The 19973-nt window shown below is 74.3% G+C and carries 19 protein-coding genes and 1 pseudogene; 15 read left to right on the forward strand and 5 right to left on the reverse strand.

From position 1 onward, the window contains the following. Positions 1-81: 81 nt before the first annotated feature. The 4 genes and pseudogenes from MCBG_RS09370 (at position 82) to MCBG_RS09385 (ending at position 3393) form a co-directional block, all read left to right on the forward strand. Positions 82-1299: a glycosyltransferase gene (locus MCBG_RS09370; RefSeq protein ID WP_043330385.1), complete on the forward strand. Its 1218-nt coding sequence runs from the start codon at positions 82-84 to the stop codon at positions 1297-1299. Positions 1300-1349: 50 nt separating this feature from the next. After that, positions 1350-2206 (forward strand): annotated as a pseudogene (locus MCBG_RS09375) (alpha/beta fold hydrolase). A 70-nt stretch (positions 2207-2276) separates the two neighbouring features. Continuing rightward, entirely contained in the window at positions 2277-2906 is a 630-nt protein-coding gene (locus MCBG_RS09380) for a hypothetical protein (protein WP_043330386.1), read from the forward strand. A 103-nt stretch (positions 2907-3009) separates the two neighbouring features. Continuing rightward, on the forward strand, positions 3010-3393 hold the full coding sequence (locus MCBG_RS09385; protein WP_043330387.1) for a hypothetical protein: 384 nt from the start codon (positions 3010-3012) through the stop codon (positions 3391-3393). A 4-nt stretch (positions 3394-3397) separates the two neighbouring features. Here MCBG_RS09385 and MCBG_RS09390 read toward each other — a convergent pair whose 3' ends face one another. Together MCBG_RS09390 and MCBG_RS09395 are read right to left on the reverse strand one after the other, a co-directional pair. Further along, positions 3398-3607 (reverse strand): hypothetical protein, encoded by a 210-nt coding sequence (locus tag MCBG_RS09390; protein WP_043325129.1) that lies wholly within the window; start codon positions 3605-3607, stop codon positions 3398-3400. 36 nt (positions 3608-3643) lie between these two features. Continuing rightward, on the reverse strand, positions 3644-4534 hold the full coding sequence (locus tag MCBG_RS09395; protein WP_043325130.1) for a DUF72 domain-containing protein: 891 nt from the start codon (positions 4532-4534) through the stop codon (positions 3644-3646). A 360-nt stretch (positions 4535-4894) separates the two neighbouring features. Here MCBG_RS09395 and MCBG_RS09400 point away from each other — a divergent pair, with 360 nt between their 5' ends. Next, positions 4895-5371: a hypothetical protein gene (locus tag MCBG_RS09400; RefSeq protein ID WP_223201140.1), complete on the forward strand. Its 477-nt coding sequence runs from the start codon at positions 4895-4897 to the stop codon at positions 5369-5371. 25 nt (positions 5372-5396) lie between these two features. Then, the gene (locus MCBG_RS09405; protein WP_043325131.1) at positions 5397-6113 is read left to right on the forward strand and encodes a Pr6Pr family membrane protein; all 717 of its coding nucleotides are present in this window, start codon (positions 5397-5399) and stop codon (positions 6111-6113) included. Positions 6114-6128: 15 nt separating this feature from the next. Here the strand turns inward: MCBG_RS09405 and MCBG_RS09410 are convergent, their stop codons facing one another. From MCBG_RS09410 to MCBG_RS09420, 3 genes are all read right to left on the reverse strand, one after another. Then, positions 6129-8207, reverse strand: coding sequence for an amylo-alpha-1,6-glucosidase (locus MCBG_RS09410; RefSeq protein ID WP_043325132.1), 2079 nt, complete (start codon positions 8205-8207; stop codon positions 6129-6131). Further along, positions 8204-8578, reverse strand: coding sequence for an SCP2 sterol-binding domain-containing protein (locus MCBG_RS09415; protein ID WP_043325133.1), 375 nt, complete (start codon positions 8576-8578; stop codon positions 8204-8206). Before MCBG_RS09415 ends, MCBG_RS09410 begins: the two co-directional genes overlap by 4 nt. A gap of 161 nt (positions 8579-8739) precedes the next feature. After that, positions 8740-9246 (reverse strand): mycothiol transferase, encoded by a 507-nt coding sequence (locus MCBG_RS09420; RefSeq protein WP_043330388.1) that lies wholly within the window; start codon positions 9244-9246, stop codon positions 8740-8742. A gap of 100 nt (positions 9247-9346) precedes the next feature. Between MCBG_RS09420 and MCBG_RS09425 the strand changes: the two genes are divergently transcribed. The 9 genes from MCBG_RS09425 (at position 9347) to MCBG_RS09465 (ending at position 19937) form a co-directional block, all read left to right on the forward strand. Continuing rightward, positions 9347-9862, forward strand: a complete 516-nt coding sequence (locus MCBG_RS09425; protein ID WP_043325134.1) for a 2'-5' RNA ligase family protein — start codon at positions 9347-9349, stop codon at positions 9860-9862. Between the two features lie 806 nt (positions 9863-10668). Next, complete coding sequence (locus MCBG_RS09430) at positions 10669-11778, forward strand: hypothetical protein (RefSeq protein WP_043330389.1); 1110 nt, start codon at positions 10669-10671, stop codon at positions 11776-11778. Between the two features lie 23 nt (positions 11779-11801). Further along, positions 11802-12629 carry an MEDS domain-containing protein gene (locus tag MCBG_RS09435; protein WP_043325135.1) on the forward strand — a complete coding sequence of 276 codons (828 nt, stop codon included), beginning with the start codon at positions 11802-11804 and terminating at the stop codon, positions 12627-12629. Beyond that, a complete protein-coding gene (locus MCBG_RS09440) occupies positions 12626-13588 on the forward strand; it encodes an anti-sigma factor RsbA family regulatory protein (RefSeq protein ID WP_043325136.1) in 963 nt (320 codons plus the stop codon). The genes MCBG_RS09435 and MCBG_RS09440 overlap by 4 nt, the downstream gene beginning before the upstream one ends. Before the next feature lie 135 nt (positions 13589-13723). Beyond that, positions 13724-15217 (forward strand): coiled-coil domain-containing protein, encoded by a 1494-nt coding sequence (locus MCBG_RS09445; protein ID WP_043325137.1) that lies wholly within the window; start codon positions 13724-13726, stop codon positions 15215-15217. A 124-nt stretch (positions 15218-15341) separates the two neighbouring features. Then, the gene (locus tag MCBG_RS09450) at positions 15342-15716 is read left to right on the forward strand and encodes an SH3 domain-containing protein (protein ID WP_043325138.1); all 375 of its coding nucleotides are present in this window, start codon (positions 15342-15344) and stop codon (positions 15714-15716) included. Positions 15717-15780: 64 nt separating this feature from the next. After that, positions 15781-16710, forward strand: a complete 930-nt coding sequence (gene pip, locus MCBG_RS09455) for a prolyl aminopeptidase (RefSeq protein ID WP_247301637.1) — start codon at positions 15781-15783, stop codon at positions 16708-16710. Then, positions 16707-17528, forward strand: coding sequence for a metallophosphoesterase family protein (locus MCBG_RS09460; protein ID WP_043325139.1), 822 nt, complete (start codon positions 16707-16709; stop codon positions 17526-17528). Before pip ends, MCBG_RS09460 begins: the two co-directional genes overlap by 4 nt. A gap of 147 nt (positions 17529-17675) precedes the next feature. After that, on the forward strand, positions 17676-19937 hold the full coding sequence (locus MCBG_RS09465; RefSeq protein WP_043325140.1) for a catalase: 2262 nt from the start codon (positions 17676-17678) through the stop codon (positions 19935-19937). Positions 19938-19973 lie beyond the last annotated feature (36 nt).

Here is a 19973-nt window from a genome sequence, read left to right on the forward strand (position 1 = left end):
CGGGCACGCGAGGTGGCGAGTAAGCGGTCCGGTCCGGACCGCTTACTCGCCGACTGGGACCGGATCCTGGAGGACGAGAACATGCGCATCGCGATGATTTCCCAGCACGCCAGCCCGCTCGCCGCGCCCGGCGCGGAGGACGCGGGCGGCCAGAACACGCATGTGGCGGAACTCGCGTCCGCGCTCACCGTCGCCGGCCACGACGTCCGCGTCTACACCCGTCGTGACTCCCCCGCGCTGCCCGAGGCGGTCGACGCGCCCGACGGCTATCAGGTGTGCCACGTGCCGGCCGGTCCCGCGCGGCGGGTGCCGAAGGCCGACCTGCTGCCGTACACGGGCGAGTTCGGGGGCCGGCTGGCCGACACCTGGCGGCGCGGCGGCTGGACCCCGGACGTGGCGCACGCGCACTTCTGGACGAGCGGGCTGGCCACCGTGCACGCGAGCCGTCGCACCGGCGTGCCGACCGTGTTGACGTACCACTCGCTCGGCACGGTCAAGCGTCGCCACCAGGGCGTGCCGGACACCGGTCCACCGGGGCGCGCCGGTTACGAGCGGGCGCTCGGCCGGGCCGTGGACCGGGTCGTCGTGCAGTGCTCCGACGAGGTCGCCGAACTGGTCCGGATGGGCGTACCCCGGTCCCGGATGGCCCTCGTGCCGTCCGGCGTCAACGAGGCGGTGTTCCGCCCGGACGGCCCGGTCGCGCCCCGCGACCCGGCCCGCCCGCGCATCCTCACCGTCGGGCGGATGGTCGAACGCAAGGGCTTCCTGGACGTGGTCCGGGCGCTACCAGCGGTGCCGGACGCGGAGTGCGTGGTGGTCGGCGGCCCGCCGGCCCACCTGCTGCCCGCCGACACGTTCGCCCGCCGGCTGTCCGCGCTCGCCGACTCGTGCGGCGTGGCCGACCGGGTACGGCTGCTCGGCGGCGTGCCGCGCGAGGAAGTGGCCGCCTGGTACCGGTCGGCGGACGTGCTCGTGGCCGCACCCTGGTACGAGCCGTTCGGGCTCACCCCGCTGGAGGGCATGGCCTGCGGTGTGCCGGTGATCGGCACGAACGTGGGCGGCATCGCCGACAGCGTGGTGGACGGGCTCACCGGCGACCTGGTGCCGCCGCGTGACCCCCGCGCGCTGGGCACCGCGCTGCGGCGGCTGCTCGGCGACAACGTGCGCCGGTTCGCGTACGCCACCGCCGCGCTCGACCGCGTCCGCAGCCGGTACTCCTGGAGGCGCTGCGCGGAGCAGATCGTCGCCGTCTACGGCGCGCTGACGACCGCGGCCCGGCCCGCACCGGCGGTGGCGTGAGGCGACCCCTTGCTACCCACCGGTAGGGTTCGGGCCGTACCCTGATCCGGGTGAGCGGGGACTACATCCAGGAGTTCGTGGACGTCGACGGCGCGCGCATCGGCGTGCAGGTCTACCCGGAGCCGGCCGGTCCGCCCGGCGCGCCGGTGGTGCTGATCTGGCCCGCGATGGGTGTGCGCGCCCGCTACTACCGGCCGTTCGCCGCCGCCTGCGCGAGGCCGGGCTCGCGGTGATCGTGGCCGACCTGCGCGGCACCGGCGAGAGCACCCCCGCGCCGTCGCGCGCCTGCCGGTACGGCTACCAGGAGATGGCCGCCGACGTCGGCGCCGTGCTCGACGCGCTCAAGCCCCGGCTGGACGGCCGCACCCGGCTGCTGCTCGGGCACTCCCTGGGCGGTCAGGTGGCGGTGCTGCACCAGGCGCTGGACGACGACGACCGGGTGGACGGGCTGGCCCTGGTGGCGGTGGGGCTGCCGTGGTGGCGGACGTACCCGGGTCTGCGCGGGTGGGGCGTGCTGCCGTACACCCAGGGGATCGCCGCGACGGCGCGGCTGCTCGGCGTCTGGCCCGGCTGGGGTTTCGGCGGCCGGCAGGCCGCCGGCGTGATCCGGGACTGGGCGCACACCGCCCGCACCGGCCGGTTCCCGGCGCTCGACGGGGTGGACACGGAGGCCGCCGTGCGGCGGATCCGCACGCCGGTGCTCGCGGTCAGCGTCGACGACGACCAGTACACGCCGCACGAGACGCTCGACCACCTCTGCGGGAAGCTGGCCGGCGCACCGGTGACGCGGCACCGCTACACGGTCGCCGAGGCGGGCGCGCCGCTCGACCACTTCACCTGGGTACGCGCGTCGGCGCCGCTGGCCGCCCGGATCGCCGCGTTCGCGGGCACGCTCCCCCGCCGGTGAGCCACGCCCGGGCGTGAGTCGCCCGATCGTGGGTATGCCGCACCGCCCGAACACGGCGGAGGGGGATCTGATGTCAGAACGGCACACCACGCTGCGCTCGATGCACGACCTGGGCCTGGCGGCCTGGTTCGGCGGTTCCCTGATGGGGGCGCTGGGCGTGAACGGCGCGGCGGCGCGGATCAACGACACGACCGAACGGCTGCCGGTGGCCTCGGCCGGGTGGGCGCGGTGGACGCCGGTCAACGCGGCGGCGATCGGGGCGCACCTGGCCGGCGCGGTCGGTGAGCTGGTCACCGAGAGCCCGCGGATGGCCCGCCAGGCGGGCGTGGGGAAGATGAGCGCGGTGAAGACCGCGCTGACGGTCGGCGCGCTGGCGGTGACCGGTTACAGCCGGTTGGTCGGCAGGCGGCTGGAGCGGGCCGGCGGGCCGCCGGTCGAGGGGACCACCGAGCCGAACCACCACACCCCGGCGAACGTCGCCGCCAGCCAGCGGCAGATGAAGCTGCTCCAGTGGGCGGTCCCGGCGATGACCGGCGCGCTGGTCGTGGTGTCGGCGTACATGGGTGAGCAGCAGAAGCCGGGGCAGGTGTTCCGGGGCATGCTCGACCGCGCGGGCGGGCTGATGGCCGCGCCGAAGAACATCGGCAAGGTCGCCGCCGTGGGCGCGGCCGGCCGTCACCTGGTCGGGGCGACCCGCTGACCACCGCGCGGCCGACGACCCACATCGGGGTGGGTCGCCGGCCGCGCGGTGCACCGGGACCGGACCGGCCACGCCGGTGGCCAGCAGCCAAGGTGAGGTGACCATGACCAGCAGGGACCGCCCGGGTACGGGCGACGGGCGCGGGCCGGAGTCGGCCGCGCCGTGGGGCAGCACCGGCGGCTTCGACGCCGACCCGCCGTGGGGCGCGGGCGACGACGACCCGATGGACGAGGGCAGCGAGGAGACGGCGGTGCCCGAGGGACGGCTCGGTGAGCGCCGGGCGGCCGGCGCAGGACGGGGCGGGCCGAAGACGGGCCGGCACGGGTTCGGGACCATGGAACCCACCCGGACGCCGGAGGCCGGGCCGGGCGCGCCGCCGGACCCGCCCCCGTCGGCGCGGACGTTCCCGGACGACCGCGCGGACGGCGACCTCGGCGACAACGCGCTGGAGGAGGCGACCGGGATGCGTCCGGAGACGCGTCAGTGAGAGCTCAGGAGCCGGTGCCGTCCTCGTCCGGGCTGCCGAGCGCGGACGGCTCGTTGTCCGGCACCGGTGACTCGGCCACCGGGTGCCCGGTGTCGTCGACCAGGCCCGGCGCCATGCTGCCGCCGTGCGCCTCCTCGGCCTCCCGGGTCGCCCGCGGGTCCCGCTCGTCCTCGTCGCGCCGCTGCTCCACCGATCCCCCTTCGCGGTCGTCCACGAACCCGGCGGTACCCGGGAGGAAGCCGGGAAAACCTCAGGCGCGCGCGGCGGCGGGCGCGACGCCGAGCAGGTCGGCCAGGCTCGCGGCGTCGCGCTGGGCCTGGTCGCCGCAGCAGTTGTTCATCAGCACGTGCAGTTCGGCGCACTGGTCGGCCAGCTCGCGCAGCAGCACCGACCAGTGCCGCAGCTCCCGCTCGCCGTAGGCGTAGCGGAACCGCTCCTGCTTGTCGCCGCTCTCCCAGGCCGTGCTGTGCCCGTGGAACCGGATCACGGCCAGATCGGTGGTGGCGACCAGGACCGGCGGCACCGAGGAGACGTGCCCCTGCGGCATGTCCACGCAGGCGTACCCGAGGTCGTGCTCGCGCAGGAACGTCACCGTCTCGGCCATCGCGTCCCCGTCGAACCAGGAGGAGTGCCGCAGCTCGACGGTGACCGGCCAGGGGCGGCAGCGGCGCGCCGCGTCCAGGATCCGCCGCCGGGCCGCGTCGCCGCGGGCCAGCCACGGCGGGAACTGCAACAGCACGGCGCCGAGCCGGTCGGCCGCCGCGAGCGGCGCCAACGCCGCGTGGAACCGGTCCCACAACTCGTCGTACGCCCCGGCGGGCAGGTCGCGCCAGCGGATCCGGTTCGGGCCGCCGGCCGGGCGCAGATCCTTCGGCAGCGCGTCGATCGGGGTGTGGTGGCCGGTGAACAGGCGGAACGCCTTGACGTCGAAGGTGAATCCGTCCGGCGTCGCGGCCGCCCAGCCCGCCGTCGTCTCCGGCGCCGGCACCGCGTAGTACGACGTGTCCACCTCGACCAGTCCGAAGCGCTCGGCGTAGAAACCCAGCCGGCCGGCGGGCGTGTTGACGCCGCGCGGATACCACCCGGAGCGGACCAGCATCTGGTCGGCCCAGGAGGACGTGCCCACCTTGATGACACCCATGTAATTCAGTTCACCGCGACCGCCGGACATCGGCAACCGGAGATGCCGTGCGGGCCGTGACCGGCACCGGGGTGACCGGCCTCACCGGCGTTCCGCCGCGCCGAAGTGTGACGCGGGGCCGGGTGGCGGCGCTGAGGGTCACGAGATGGACGCATCCGGCATGGACCAGGAAACCGTCGAGCGGCTGCTCGCCGGCCGCCCCGGCGACACGTCGTCCGCTCCGCCGGGGCTGGTGGCCGTACTGGCTGCGGTCCGGACCGCGCCCGGCACGGGCGAACTCGACGGGGAGGCGGCAGCCGTCGCGGGGTTCCGGGAGGCCCGGCGGGCACGCCGTCGCGCCGCGTCCGTTTCGGCGTCCGGGTGGCCGTGTCCGCGCTCGCCGCGTCCCTCACCAGCGGCGTCGCGCTCGCCGCGACCGGCAACCTGCCGCACGCCGCGCGCCCGGCGGCGACGCCGGTCGACGCCGCGCCGCCCGTGCCGTCGGCCCGCCCCGCCCGGCCGGCCCTCTCACCGGCTACCCGGGCGGCGCAGCAGTCCGCGCCGCCCGGACTCTGCGTCGCGTACCGGGCCCTCGCCGAGGCGGACCGGGGACGCGCTCTGGAGACACCCGCGTTCAGCGACCTCGTCGCCGCCGCCGAAGGCCGCGAGCGCGTGCCGGACTACTGCGCCGCGCTGCTGGGCGACGACGACACGCCGGGGAAGGCCGACGGCGGGCGGGGCGGCGGCAGATCCGCTCACCCGGTCCAGCCGTCGGTCGGGCCGCCGGGGGCGGACGTCCTCCCGCCGGGGCAGGCGAAGCGGCCCGATGGCACCCCGCCCGGGCGGCGTACCGGCTGACGACCGGCTGGTAACTTGTGCCTCCGTGACCCCCCGGCGTCGCCGACCGGCGATCCTTCTCCGCCTCGCAGTGGTGCTCGCCGTGCTGGCCGGCATCGTGCTCACCGCGCTCGGCCCGGCCACGCTGACCGGCCTGCTGCCGTACTTCACCATCCAGAGCAACGTGGCTGTCGGCGTCCTCGCCGGCTACGCCGCCTGGTGCGCGCTGCGCGGTCGGCCGGAGCCGCCGAGCGTCCTCAAGGGAGCGGTGACCCTCTACATCACCATCACCGGCACGGTCTACCACCTGGTGCTGGCCAACCCGGCCAGCCCGTTCGCCATGGCGCAGCCGGACCGGCAACCGGGCGAGTGGTGGGGCAACCAGTTCCTGCACACGGTGGTGCCGCTGCTGGCGATCGCCGACTGGGCGCTGTTCGACAGACGCGGCCGGTTGCGCCCGCGCTACGCCGCCTGGTGGCTGGCGTTCCCGCTGGCGTATCTCGGGTTCGCGCTGGTGCGCGGACTGGTGGTGGACCGCTACCCGTACCCGTTCCTGGACGCGGGCCAACTCGGCTACGACGGCGTGACGGTGAGCGCGATCGGGTTCGCCCTCGCGTTCTGGCTGCTGGGACTGCTGTTCGTGGGCGTGGACCGGCTGCTCGCCCGGGCCGGGACGGCGCAGTCCCCGCCGTCCGCGCCCGCGTCGGCCGACCCGCCGGCGCCGGTCCGGCCCGCCTCGCGGGAACCCACCGGCTCGGGCTGACGGACGCCGGGCGGGTCAAGCGGCCCGCCGGGCGTCCACGCCCGCCCGCAGCCGCCGGCTCGTGCCGCGCTCCCGGCCGTACGCGTCGGCCCGTCCCCACCGGCCCGGCACGTCGAGCAGCTCGATCCGCCCGTACCCGGCCGGGACCGCCGGGTTCACCAGCAGGTTGTCTCCGCAGGGGCGCAGCCCCAGCATGGTCGAGAGCAACATCAGCAGGCCGCTCGCGGCCCACGACTGCGGCCGCCCGGCATCCGGCATCTGCACCGGGTACTTGGTGACCCCGCGGGGGTAGCCGGCGAAGGCCTCCGGGATCGAGCCGCCGAGCGTCTCCGCCGCCGCGAACATGCCGGCCGCGATGTCGCCCGCCTCCGCCTCGTAGCCGTACCGCCGCAGGCCCGCCGCGACGATCGCGTTGTCCCACGGCCAGACCGCGCCGAGATGCGCGCCCACCGGGTTGTACGGCAACTGCCCCTCGGCGTAGGTGCGGATGCCCCAGCCGGAGTACAGGTCCGGCCCGCACAGGTGCCCGGCCAGCGAGTCGGCGCGTTCCGGCTCGACGATGCCGCTCCACAGCAGGTGGCCGAGATGCGAGGTGAGCGCGTCGACGGGCTCGCCGTCCGGGGTGAGGGCCAGCGCGTAGTAGCCCCGGTGCGGCAGCCAGAAGTCGCGATCGAACCGTTCCCGCAGCCGCGCCGCGTCGGCCTCCAGGCGCTCGGCGTAGCCCGGGTCGCCCCAGAACTCCCGCGCCAGCCGGGCGCCGCGGATCCGCGCGTCGTACGCGTACCCCTGAAGCTCACAGGTGGCGCGCGGGTACGGCGGCACGACGCCGTGCCGGTCGACCACCGAGTCCGGGGAGTTGCGCCAGGTCTGGTTGGCCACTCCGCTCGCCGTGTTGCGCGGGTGGTAACGCAGGTAGCCGTCGCCGCACAGGTCGCCGTAGCGGCTCAGCCAGTCCAGCGCCATCCGGGCCGGATGACGCAGCTCGTGGATCAGGTCGACGTCACCGGTCCAGCGCTCGTACTCGTCGAGCAGGATCACGAACAGCGGCGTGGTGTCGGCCGCGCCGTAGTAGAGCGCGGTGGGCTGCTCGTCGAACGCGGCCGCCTCGCCGTACCGCAGCTCGGCGAGGATCTTGCCGGGCTCCTCCTCGCGCAGGTCGTCGAGCCGGCCGCCCTGCAGCATCGCCAGCATGTGCAGCGTGGCCGGGGTCAGCCCGGGCGTGAACGGGAGCGTCTGGAGGCAGGTGATCAGCGCGTCCCGCCCGTACAGCGTCATCGCCCAGGGCAGCCCGCCGACCGGCACCCGGTCGACGTACGCCAGCGGCGTGTACCGCAGCGCGGCCAGGTCGTTCAGCGCCTGCCGGTAGGCGGCGGTCAGCGCCGGGCGGTCGGAGACCAGTTGCGGGGCCTGGTCGAGCCACCGCCGCAGGTCGTCGCGCATGTCCTGCCGGACCTGCTGCCGGTGGGAGTCGATGCTCGCCCGCAGGTCCCGCCCCCGGGCCCCCTTGATGATCATCTCGACGTGCAGGTCGACGTGCCACGCACCCTGCGGCTCGACGCGGATCCGGAAGGTCATCCCGCTCCGGTCCACCTGCGCCGGGGCCGAGCTGGAGACGCACGTCCCCCGGGAGAACCGCCCGCGCTCGTACCGGATCCACAACCGCTGCCCGGCCGGATCGGGGACGATCGTCGGCCGGCGCGGGCCGGGACGCAGGATCTCCGACGTGTCGGCGAAGTCGCTGCCCATCTCCAGCCGCACCGTGTACTCGGCGGGCTCGGGTGAGTGGTTGAGCACCGTGATGCTCTCGTGGTACGCCTCGTCGATGAGGCGGTGCCGGATCACCGACACGTCGGCGTCCACATAGTGGCTGGCTGCGCCGGGCACCAGCACGAAGCGGGTCTCGAAGTAGGTCAGGTCGTCGCGGGACAACGCGTTCAGCCGCTCGCCGTCGACGGTGAGCACCCAGTGGCTCAGGAACCGGGTGTCGAAGGAGAAGAGACCGATCGGCGCGCTGGGGTCGATCTCCATGTCGCCCTGCGCGTCACTGACCGCGAAGGCGTTTCCGGCGAGGACGTGGACCAGCTCCTGCTTCATCGGGCCACCGCCTGCCCGGCCGCCTCCCGGGGATGCCGGGCGTCCGGGTGCCCGGGGAAGATCCGGCGCAGCGCCATCAGCAGCTTGAGGTCGCCCTCGACGGCGATGTCGTTGCGCAGCAGCGCGGCGGCCGGATGCAGGAGGCCCGCCGCCATCCGGTCGAACACCTCCCGGTCCGCGCGGACCACCAGGTCGGCGTCCGCGGAGAGCCGGTCCACCCGGACGTCCTGACGGTCGACGGTCAGGTACCAGTGCTCGGTGCGGCCGTCGTCGTGGAGGTCCAGGCGAATGGTGCCGCAGGTGGTCTCGGGCAGGTCGGGGTTCCGGCCGGCGGCGGCCCGGGTCAGGTGTTCCGCGGCCGAGACGCTCATCGGGCCTCCTCGTCGGTCGTCGCGGCCACCCGCCTGACGGCGCCGGCCGTGCCGCGAGGATCCCCGCGCCCCGGGTGAGGCGAACTCACCCGGTCCGGGTGAGCCGCGGCGGTGACCCGGCAGCGGCCGGACGGGCCCGCTGGGACGGGGCCGGGCGGCGCTCAGCCCAGGATGAGCCCGCGCACGTAGGCGGCCTGGCCGACGTGCTGGAAGTCGTCGTCGAGCACGCTCACCAGCCGCACCCCGAGCGTCACCGGCGGATCCCAGTTCTCGTCCACCACCCGGTCCAGGTCGGCCGGGCGCAGCCCGCGCAGGTAGTCCAGGCTCCGGTCCACCACCGCCCGGTGGTAGTCCAGCAGCACGCCGCCGTTCTCCGGGCGTACCGCGGCGATCTGCTCCGGGCCGTGCCCGAAGCCGGTGTCGGCGCGGTCGGGCCGCAGACCGCACCGCGCCGCCCAGTCGCCGCCGGCCCAGAGCTGCGGCTCGCCCATCACGTCGGCGACGTGGTCGTCCTGGATCCGGGTCAGGTGCCAGACCAGCCAGCCGACCGGGTTCGCCCCGTCGGCCGGCGCCCGCCGCAGCTGGGCCGCGTCGAGCCCGTCGAGCGCCCCGGCGACCAGATCGGGCAACCGCCCGTACGCCTCGATCAGCACGTCCGTCGCGTCCACGCGCACCTCACTCCCCTGCCGTCTCGTGCGTCTTCCCGGGCAGTACCGCCCAGCGTGCCCGGCAAACCTCGTCGCGGGACCCGACATCTACTGTGATCGGGTGGTCGCGGCGCTGGAGCTGTATCTCGACACCGACGCCACCCGGCGGATCCGGGTGCTGTGGGACCTGCTGGAGTCCGACGGGGTGCCGAGCCTGCGGTCACTGCTGGCGCAGCGGCACCGCCCGCACGTCTCGCTCGCGGTGGCGCCCCGCCTGGACCCGCACCGCGTCGCCGAGGCACTCGCCGGAACCGTGGTGGCCGCGCCGCTGCGGCTGGAGTTCCAGCACGCCGGGCAGTTCGTCGGCCGGGTGCTCTGGCTCGGTCTCGCGCCGACGCCCGAGCTGCTGGCGCACCACGCCGAGGTGCACGACCGGCTGGCCCGGGCCGGCGTCGAGGTGGTGGAGCACTACCGGCCGGGACGCTGGGTGCCGCACTGCACGCTGTCCATGCGGGTGCCGAACCCGCTGATGGGGGCGGCGGTGCGCCGGTGCCTGGAGGTGCTGCCGCTGACCGCGACGGTGGTCGGCGCGGCGGTGGCCGACCACGCCCGAGACATCTCCCACCCCCTCCCCTGACGCACTCTCCCACCAAGATCCACACCATCTCGGCGAGCTGGCCGCATCAGACCACCTCCGATGCAGCCACCTCCCCGAACTGGTGTCGATCATCGGGGTCGACCGCGCGCGGCGGCCAGCACAGCTACGCGGACAACCAGACCGCACCAACCAGACCGGAGCGCAGCCCACCTCCGACAACTCCACCGACCTGCCGGATCCACGGAACATGATCCACACCAGCTCGGCGAAGTGGCGGCATCCCGATCCAAGATCGACACCAAGTCGGGGAAGTGGGGGCATCAGACCACCGTTGATGCAGCCACCTCCCCGAACCGGTGTCGATCTTGGGCGGGTCACTGCGGGGTGAGGTCGAGGAGGAACGTCGGGTGGTCCGGCTGTGGACACGGGTCGCCCCGATGACCGAGCCGCTCGCAGGCGCTGTGGCCGATGCTGCGGGACATGGGCGTCGGCGACTCACCGCCGCAGGTCCACCGACGCGCACCGCACCGTACGCCTGCACGCCGGTACGGCGTTCCGGACCGGCGACGTGACGGGGTGGGCCGTTCCTTTTTCACGGCGGTGCGCCGCCGGGCCGGCGGCCGGGCGGTTCTGCAGTCCGGTACGCGCGTTCCCCGCACGGTGCCCGACATCGGTTCAGGATGCGGGCGCGACAGCGTGGCGGGACCGGGTTTCGCGCCATCTGCGGCTGCCCTGACGATCGCGGCAAAACCGACGCAAGCTGGTAAAAGCGCAGGTCAGAGCCATTCTGGCCACCCGAGGACGTGCGGCTGGAGCGGCAGCGAAACACGTCGAAGGAGAGCCTCATGGCCGCACCCGTCGTCCGTTCCGTCACCCCCGACCAGACCGTCCTGCTGCCCGGGCAGTCGACCACCGTACGGGTCGACGCCTACCACCCCGACTCGCGGCTGCTGACGCTCGCCGGCCGGGTCAGCGACCCCACCGGCGTCACCTGGGACAGCCCGGTCCGGGTGGATCTGAGCGTGCCACTGACCGTCCAGCTCGCCAGCGCCTCGCCGGGGGTGACGGTCACACCCAGCAGCGCCGAACCGGGCCGCTTCACAGTCACCGTGCTGGCCGGCCGGGGCACGGTGACGCTGACCGCGACGGCGCGTGACGGCGCCGGCCGCACCGGCACGGGCACCACCACGCTGACCGTGCCGCTGCTGGTCGGGATGAGCGCCGAGAAGGGCGCGCGGACCCAGCGGGCGGTGGCCGACTACCCGGGCATCCGTTACATGCGCGACTTCGGCACTGACGGTCCGGACGCGGACACGCTGCCGGAGCTGCCCGCGCTCAACGCCGGCAAGTTCGCCGACGCGCCGTCGGCCGTCATGCACGTCAGCTGGAAGGACGACGTCGAGCAGTTGGCGAGCTGGCTCGACGGCGTGAGCCGCCCGATCTACCTGACCTGGTACCACGAGCCGATGGGCGACGTGGCGCCGGCGACGTACCGGGCGACGGCGAGCCGGGTGACCCAGATCGTGGCCGCGCACCGCAACCGGCGGTGGGTGCTCGGGCACGGCCCGATAGTGACCCGCTACTGGCTGGACGAGGGACGCGGCAACCCGACCGACTGGGGTTATCCGGGCATGACCCACTACGGCGTGGACTGCTACTCGCGGGACACGGCCGCGTACTGGCCCGCCTCGCGGATGTTCGGGGTGGCCTTCGGCAAGGTGCGCGCCGCGTACCCGGGCATCCGGCTGCTGGTCCCCGAGTACGGGCTGACCCGCGTCGCCACCGACACCACCGGCGCGGGCCGGGCGCGCACGATCCGGGACCACGTCACCTGGCTGCGCCAGCAGAACGACGTGGACGCGATCGCGTACTGGAACAACTGGGCCGAGTTCGAGCTGGGCGACCCGCCGCCGGAGGCCACGGCCTGGCGCGATCTCCAGGTGGGCCCGGCATAGACTGGGCCGATGAGGCGGAGTCGGTGACCAGCGGGAGCGTGTCGTACCCGGGCTACACCCATGGCTGCCTCGCCTACGACGACCCGGCCGCGCTGCGCGCGCTGACGGTCGAGCAGGTCAGCGCCGGTCTCGCCGCCGGTGAGCAGGTCTGGGTGGTCTGTCCGGAAGACCGCGCCACTGTCACCGGCTGGCTGGCCTCGGTTCCCGGTCTCGACGCCGCGCGCCGGCGGGACGCGCTACGGCTGGTTCCCGTCGGCGAGGCGTACCGGCACGACGAGATCGTCGACCCCAACCGGCAGGTCGGGGCGTACGTGCGGGCCACCACCGAGGCGCTGACCGCCGGGCACACCGGCCTGCGGGTGCTGGCCGAGGCGACGAGCCTGGTCCGCACCCCGGCCCAGCGGGACGCCTTTGCCCGTTACGAGCACCGCATCGACCACTGGATGCGGCACCGGCCGATGTCGGCGATCTGCGCCTACGACCGCCGGCAGCTCGGCGACGCGGCAATCGCCGAGCTGGCCTGCCTGCACCCGGTGACGAACGCGGACGTGCTGTTCCGGCTGCACGCCGGCGACGGCGACTCGGTGGTGGCGCTGGCCGGCGAGCTGGACCCGACCAACCACCGGGACTTCGCCGCCGCGCTGGAGCGGGCCGACCCGCGGCCGGTGGCGGGCCGGGTCGTGTTCGACGCCGCCGAGCTGCGTTTCGTGGATCACCGCAGCCTGCTGCACCTGCGTGACCACGCCCGCCGCCACGACGCCGTCGCGGTGCTGCGCACCCCGCACCGGACCCCGGCCCGGCTGGTCGAGCTGCTCGGCCTGACCGGGGTACGGGTGGAGGTGCTCGGATGAGGAGCGGCGCGGCCTCCGGTCACGTGGGCTACTTCCACGAGGCGTTCGTCTACGACTCCGACGAGGAGCTGCTGGCGGTGGCGCTGCCGTTCCTGCTGGACGGGGTCGCGGCCGGCGAGCCGACGGCGGTGAATCTGGACGAGCGCAACGCGGAGCTGGTGCGCCGGGCGCTGCCCACCGGCGCCGAGGTCACGTTCCTGCCGGTCGGGGACCTCTACGCCCGGCCCAGCGTCGCGCTGCGCTCCTACCGGGAACTGCTCGCGTCTTACGTGGCGGCGGGCGCGGCGCAGATCCGGATGGTCGGCCAGCTGCCGCCGGTGCTGCTCGGCTCGACCTGGGACTGGTGGGCCCGCTACGAGTCGGCCATCAACCACGTCTACGACGACTTCCCGCTCTGGGGCATCTGCGCCTACGACCGCCGCAGCACCCCGTCGCACGTGCTGGCGGACGTGGCGCGTACCCACCCCCGGGTGGCGCGGCCGGACGGCGGGCACGAGACGGCCGATCTCTACACCGACCCGATGAGCTACCTGACCGAGCCCCGCCCGGTGCCGCTGGACCCGGTGCAGCGGACGACGCCGCTGGTCGAGCTGATCGACCCGACGCCGGCCCGGGCCCGGGCGGAGGTGCGTGCCGCCGACGACGGCCTGCTCGCGCCGGACAGCGCCGACGGGCTGGTCATCGCGGTGAGCGAGGTGGTGAGCAACGCGCTGCGGCACGGCGAGCCGCCGGTGCGGATGCGGCTGTGGCGCGCGCCCGACCGGATCGTGGTCACCGTCCACGACCGGGGCCCCGGGCCGAAGGATCCGTACGCCGGACTGTTGCCGGCCGGTGACGGCTCCGACGGCGGGTTGGGTCTCTGGATCAGCCACCAGAGTTGCGACCACGTGACGCACCACCGCGACGCGGGCGGCTTCACCATCCGTCTGACGGCGGGGAACCCGCACTTCCCGGTCTGACCGCGACGCCGGTCGGCCGGGCAGGGGCGGGGCGGGGCGAGACGCGCGCGCGGACGCGGTACCGTAGCGCCTCATCGTGCCCTGCGGGGCGGTCATCCGCCGGCCTGGCGCTGGCGAACCGACGGAGGATGGCGCATGTCCAACGGCGACGATCCGTTCGCACCCCACGACGACGTGTCCGCGCGCCCGCGCTTCGATCCGGCGCTGCGCGGCTACGACAAACGTCAGGTGGACCGGTACGTCGAGCAGGTCGACGCCGAGGTCAGCGCGCTCACCGCCGCGCGGGACCGGGCGTACGCGCAGGTGCGTGACCTGACCGCGCAGGCGCAGCGGGCGCAGGCCGAGGCGGCCGAGTTGCGCGAGCGTCCGGCGGCGGCGGTGGACCGGGCGTCCTTCCGGGACCTCGGCCCGATGGTCGACCAGATCCTGGACCTGGCCGAAAAGCAGGCCGGGCAGATCACCGACGTGGCCACCCGGCGCGCGGAGGAGTTCCAGGCGCAGGCGGAGAAGCTGCTGGCCGCGGCGCAGGAGCAGGCCGCTCGGGAGCGGCGCGAGCTGGACGAGGAACTGTCCGCGCGCCGGGCCGAGCAGGAGCGGGTGGACGAGGAGCGGCTGGCCGCGGCGCAGGCGGAGCTGGCCGCCGTGCGGGAGCTGGCGGAGAAGCTGCGCGTCGAGGGGCAGGCCGCGCACGACCGGGCCCAGCAGGAGGCGAAGCGGATCACCGAGCAGAGCGCGCAGCAGGTCGAGCAGGCGCGTTCGGCGTCCGAGGCGCTGGTGAAGGCCGCGCGGACGCAGATCCAGCAGGAGGTCCAGGCCAACCGCAGCAAGGCCCAGCAGGAGCTGGCCCAGTGGCAGGCCACGATGGCCAAGGAGCTGGACGAGCGGCGGGCCGCCGCCGAGCAGGAGCTGGCCGACCGGGCCGCCGCCGCGGAGAAGGACATCGCCGCGCTGGTCGCCGAGGCGCAGCAGTACGCCACGGAGGTCCGGGAGCGGGCCGACGAGGAGACGACGGCGCACCAGGAGCAGCTCGCCGGCGTGCAGCGGGAGATCCAGCAGCGGCAGGAGACGCTGACCGGGCTCAAGGCGGAGCTGGAGACGGTCTCCCGGAAGCTGGAGGAGACCCGCCGGGAGATCGGCACGATCGAGCGCAGCGGCGCGGAGCTGGAGGAGCGGCTGGTCGGCGTACGCCGGGAGCTGGCCGCCGAGAGCAGGCGGCTCGACGAGGCGCGGCGCGCGGCGGACCTGGCCGAGCAGCACGCCAAGGAGACCCGGGCCCGGGTGCAGCGGGAGGCCAAGCGGGTCGCCGACCTCGCCGCGGCGGCGGTCATGGCGGCGGCTGCGGGCGGCGGGGAGACCGCCGAGTACCCGCAGGTGTCGGCGCGTCCGGCGGTCACCGTCGCGCCCGACGCGGCGCCGCGGACCGGGGACGGGCGGACCGGGGACGGGCGGACCGGGGACGGGCGGACCGAACCGGACGCGGCCGAGCCGGAGCAGCCCGTCGTGGAGCCGTTCGTCGAGCGGCTGGACGGGCCGAGCTTCGACGCGTTCGCGGTCCGCACGCCGGCTCCGCGCGGAGCGCCCGAGGTGGAGACCACGGGTACGGACAACGGCGTGCCGGCTACCGCCTGAGCGATCGGCGCCACCGGTCCGGGCCGGGCCGGTGGCGCCGCATCTTGCCCATCGACCTTGCTCTATGCAAATATTTGGATCGATCTGCTGGTGCATCTCGATCTTTATTCGGGGGTTGACGGGTATGCGGAAGATCTCCTCCATCGGCGGCGCCGTCGTCCTGACCGTCGCCACGGCGGGCGCCGTGGTGACCGGTACGGCCGGACCGGCGAGCGCCGGGTGCAGCCACTCGCACTCCAACGTCGACAGCAAGTTCGGCCAGCTGTTCAACGCGACGAACGTCAACATCCGCACCGGCCCGCACACCACCTGCGCCTCGCTCGGGTACGGGCAGCTCAACCACAACGTCGACTTCCACTGCTTCGCCAGCGGCGACCGGGTCACCGCCAACGGCAAGACCACCTACACGTGGACGTACCTGCGGGACGTCACCACAGGTGTCTCCGGCTGGGTCGCCGACGCGCTGCTGGACAACCTCGGCGGCAACGTCGCCTGCTGAAGACGGGCGGGTCGAGCCGTACGCCACCCACCGGATCCCGGTCGGTGACGGCCACGTCCTGTACGTGGAGGAGGTGGGCCGGCCGGACGGCGTACCCGTGGTGTTCCTGCACGGCGGGCCCGGCGGCGGCCTGGTGCCGGCCGCGCGCCGGTTCTTCGATCCGGGGCGCTACCGGGCCGTGCTGTTCGACCAGCGGGGGGCCGGCCGCAGCACCCCGCACGGCGAGGTGCGCGCCAACACCACCTGGCATCTGGTGGCCGACCTGGAGACGATCCGGCGGCGGCTGGGCATCGGCTCGTGGCTGGTGTTCGGCGGGTCGTGGGGCACCACGCTCGGCCTGGCGTACGCGCAGGCGCACCCGCAGCGGGTCACCGGCCTGGTCCTGCGCGGCGTGCTGCTCCTGCGCCGCGCCGAGCGGGACTGGTTCTACCAGGGCGGACTGCGGCATCTCCAGCCCGAGGAGTGGGAACGGTTCGTCGCCCCGGTCCCGCCGGGCGAGCGCGACGACGTGCTGGCCGCGTACCACAGGCGGCTGCACGGCCCGGACGAGGCGCAGGCCCGGGTCTGGGCGCGGGCCTGGGGACGCTGGGAGGCGGTCAACTCGTCGCTGTGCCCCGACCCGGAGCTGCTCGCCCACTTCACCGCCGACGAGCACGCGCTGCCGGTGGCCCGGATCCTGTCGCACTACGCCGTGCACGGCGGCTTCCTCACCGAGGGCCAGCTGCTCGACGGCGTGGACCGGATCCGCCACCTGCCCGCGGTGATCGTCAACGGCCGGTACGACCTGTGCTGCCCGCCGGTGTCCGCGTACGACCTGGCCCGCCGGTGGCCGGAGGCGACGTTGCGGATCGTGCCCGGTGCCGGGCACTCCGCGGCCGAGCCGGCGATCGCCCGCGAGGTGCTGCGCGCGCTCGACGAGGTGACCGCGAGGGTCGAGAGCCCGGCCGGCGAGCCTGGTCATCCGGAAGCGCCGCTGGCAGGATCGGCCGGGTGACGGGTGGGCTGTACGCGGTCAGCGACCTCCATGTGTCGTACGCGGAGAACCGCGCGGTGGTGGACGGCCTGCGACCGGAGACGGCGGACGACTGGCTGATCGTGGCCGGCGACGTGGGCGAGGTCTTCGCCGACATCGAGCGGACGCTGCGGCTGCTGCGCGACCGGTTCGCGACAGTGGTGTGGGCGCCGGGCAACCACGAGCTGTGGACCCACCCCAACGACCCGGTGACGTTGCGCGGGGTGGCCCGCTACGACGCCCTCGTCGCGATGTGCCGCGAGCTGGGCGTGCTGACCCCGGAGGACGAGTACGCGGTGTGGCGGGGCGACGGCGGCCCGGTCACCGTGGCGCCGCTGTTCGTGCTCTACGACTACTCGTTCCGCGCGCCCGGCACCACCACCAAGGAGGAGTCGCTGCGCGTGGCGTACGACGCCGGTGTGGTGTGCACCGACGAGATGCTGCTGCACCCCGACCCGTACCCGGATCGGGAGTCCTGGTGCGCGGCGCGGCTGGAGGCGACCCGGCGGCGGCTGGAGGCCACCGACCCGGCGCTGCCGACGGTGCTGGTCAGCCACTGGCCGCTGGTGCGCCAGCCCACCGAGGTGCTCTGGTTCCCGGAGTTCGCGCAGTGGTGCGGCACCGACCGGACGGCCGACTGGCACGTGCGGCACCGCGCCGCCGTCGCCGTCTACGGCCACCTGCACATCCCGCGCACCACCCACTACGACGGGGTGCGGTTCGAGGAGGTGTCGCTGGGCTACCCGCGCGAGTGGCGGCGTCGCGGCGACGAGCCGGCGCCGATGAAGCGGATCCTCTGACGTCCTGAACGGCCGCTGGCTGCTCACCGGCGTGACGGTGCCACGCCGGTCCTGACCAGTGATTCCGCGATTGTTCCGGTTTGCCCGCCCTCAGCTGGGGTACGGCCGAAGGGGCCTGGACATTTAGCTGTAGGAGGACAGGTCCTGATGGAATCCAGCAAGCCCGCCCAGATCGTCAAGGGTGTCGTCGAAGCCGCCGTCGAGAAGGTCGGCGACGCGCTGACTCCGGACGTGCCGGGCGCTCCCGGCAGCGCGCCACCACCGCTGGAGGAGCCGACCACGCCGCACGGGCCGCTGCCGCCCAAGGCCGAGCAGGGCGCGCCGGACACCCGGACCCCGACCGGCGCCGAGACCGGCGTACCGAAGATCGCCAAGGGGCAGCAGGGCGCGTACCTCACCACCGCCAACGGTGCCCGGCTGCGCGACACCGACCACTCGCTCAAGGCCGGTCCGCGCGGCCCGGTCCTGCTCCAGGACCACCACCTGCGGGAGAAGATCACCCACTTCGACCACGAGCGGATCCCGGAGCGGGTGGTGCACGCCCGGGGCGCGGGCGCGCACGGCACGTTCGTCGCCAACGGCGCCGCCGAGAAGGTCACCCGCGCCGGTTTCCTCAAGCAGGGGCGCGAGACGCCGGTCTTCGTCCGCTTCTCCACCGTGCTGGGCTCGCGCGGGTCGGCCGACACGGTCCGCGACACCCGCGGCTTCGCCACCAAGTTCTACACCGACGAGGGCACGTTCGACCTGGTCGGCAACAACATGCCGGTGTTCTTCATCCAGGACGCGATCAAGTTCCCGGACGTCATCCACGCCGGCAAGCCGCACCCGGACCGGGAGATCCCGCAGGCGCAGAGCGCGCACGACACGTTCTGGGACTTCGTCTCGCTGCACACCGAGGCCCAGCACCACACCATCTGGAACATGTCCGACCGGGGCATCCCGCGGTCCTACCGGACCATGGAGGGCTTCGGCGTGCACACGTTCCGCCTGGTCGACGAGGCCGGCGCGACCGTGCTGGCCAAGTTCCACTGGAAGCCGAAGCTCGGCGTGCACTCCCTCACCTGGGAAGAGGCCCAGATGATCAGCGGCATGGACCCGGACTTCCACCGCCGCGACCTGTACGACGCCATCGAGGCCGGCGCGTTCCCCGAGTGGGAGCTGGGCATCCAGGTCTTCCCGGACACGCCGGAGGAGACGTTCGCCGGGATCGACCTGCTCGACCCGACGAAGATCGTGCCGGAGGAGCTGGCGCCGGTGCAGCCGATCGGCAAGCTCACGCTGAACAAGACGCCGCGCAACTTCTTCGCCGAGACCGAGCAGGTGGCGTTCCACGTCGGGCACCTGCCGCCGGGCATCGACGTGACGAACGACCCGCTGTTGCAGGGCCGCCTCTTCTCGTACGTGGACACGCAGCTCACCCGCCTGGGCGGGCCGAACTTCACCCAGATCCCGATCAACCGGCCGCACGCCGACGTCAACGACATGCTGCGGGACGGCTTCCACCAGCACGCGGTGCACGCGGGCGTGGCGCCGTACCGGCCGAACTCGCTCGACGGCGGCAACCCGTTCCCGGCCGGCGACCGGGAGCACGCGTTCGTGGACACGCCGGTGACGGTGGCCGAGGCGCCGAAGGTGCGGGCCGCGCCGGCTTCCTTCGACGACCACTACAGCCAGGTACGCCTGTTCTGGCAGAGCATGTCGCCGGTGGAGAAGGAGCACATCGTCCGGGCGTACACGTTCGAGCTGGGCAAGTGCTACCACCAGGCGATCAAGGAGCGGCAGCTCCAGTGCCTGGCCAACGTCGACCCGGTGCTGTGCGAGCAGGTCGCGACCGGTCTGGGCCTGCCGGTGCCGCAGCCCACCGTGCCGCTCGCCGAGGTGCAGCCCAGCCCGGCGCTGTCCCAGGTGGGCCGGGAGTGGCCGGCCGACGGCCGGATGGTCGGCATCGTGGTCGACGCCCAGGCCGACCTGGGCGACGTGCACGAGGTACGCCGGGAGGTGTTCGCCGCCGGCATGGTGCCGCTGCTGATCGCCGCGCACGGCGGCACCGTCGACGGGCTGCCGGTGCAGCGCACGTTCGCCACCGGCCGCTCGGTCGAGTTCGACGCGGTGCTGCTGGCCGGCGCACCGGCTCCGGCGCCGGACGCGCTGCCGGCCCGCGACGCCAAGGCGGGCGCGGCGGGCTCGGCCACCGTCGACCCGCGGGTGCTGCTGCTGGTCGAGGAGGCGTGGCGGCACGCCAAGGTGATCGGCGCCTGGGGCGCGGGCGCCGAGGTGCTGAACCAGGCCGGTGTGACCGGCACGCCGGGCGTGGTCACCGGTGGCTCCGGCGCCGAGGTGCTCGCCGAGGTGCAGCGGCTGATGGCGGCGCACCGGGTCTGGGAGAGGTTCCCGGCCTCGGTCGCCTGATCCCGAGTCGCGCGTGGGGCGGTCCCGGACGGGGCC

Source organism: Micromonospora sp. M42, assembly GCF_000568915.1.
Taxonomy (GTDB): domain Bacteria; phylum Actinomycetota; class Actinomycetes; order Mycobacteriales; family Micromonosporaceae; genus Micromonospora; species Micromonospora chalcea.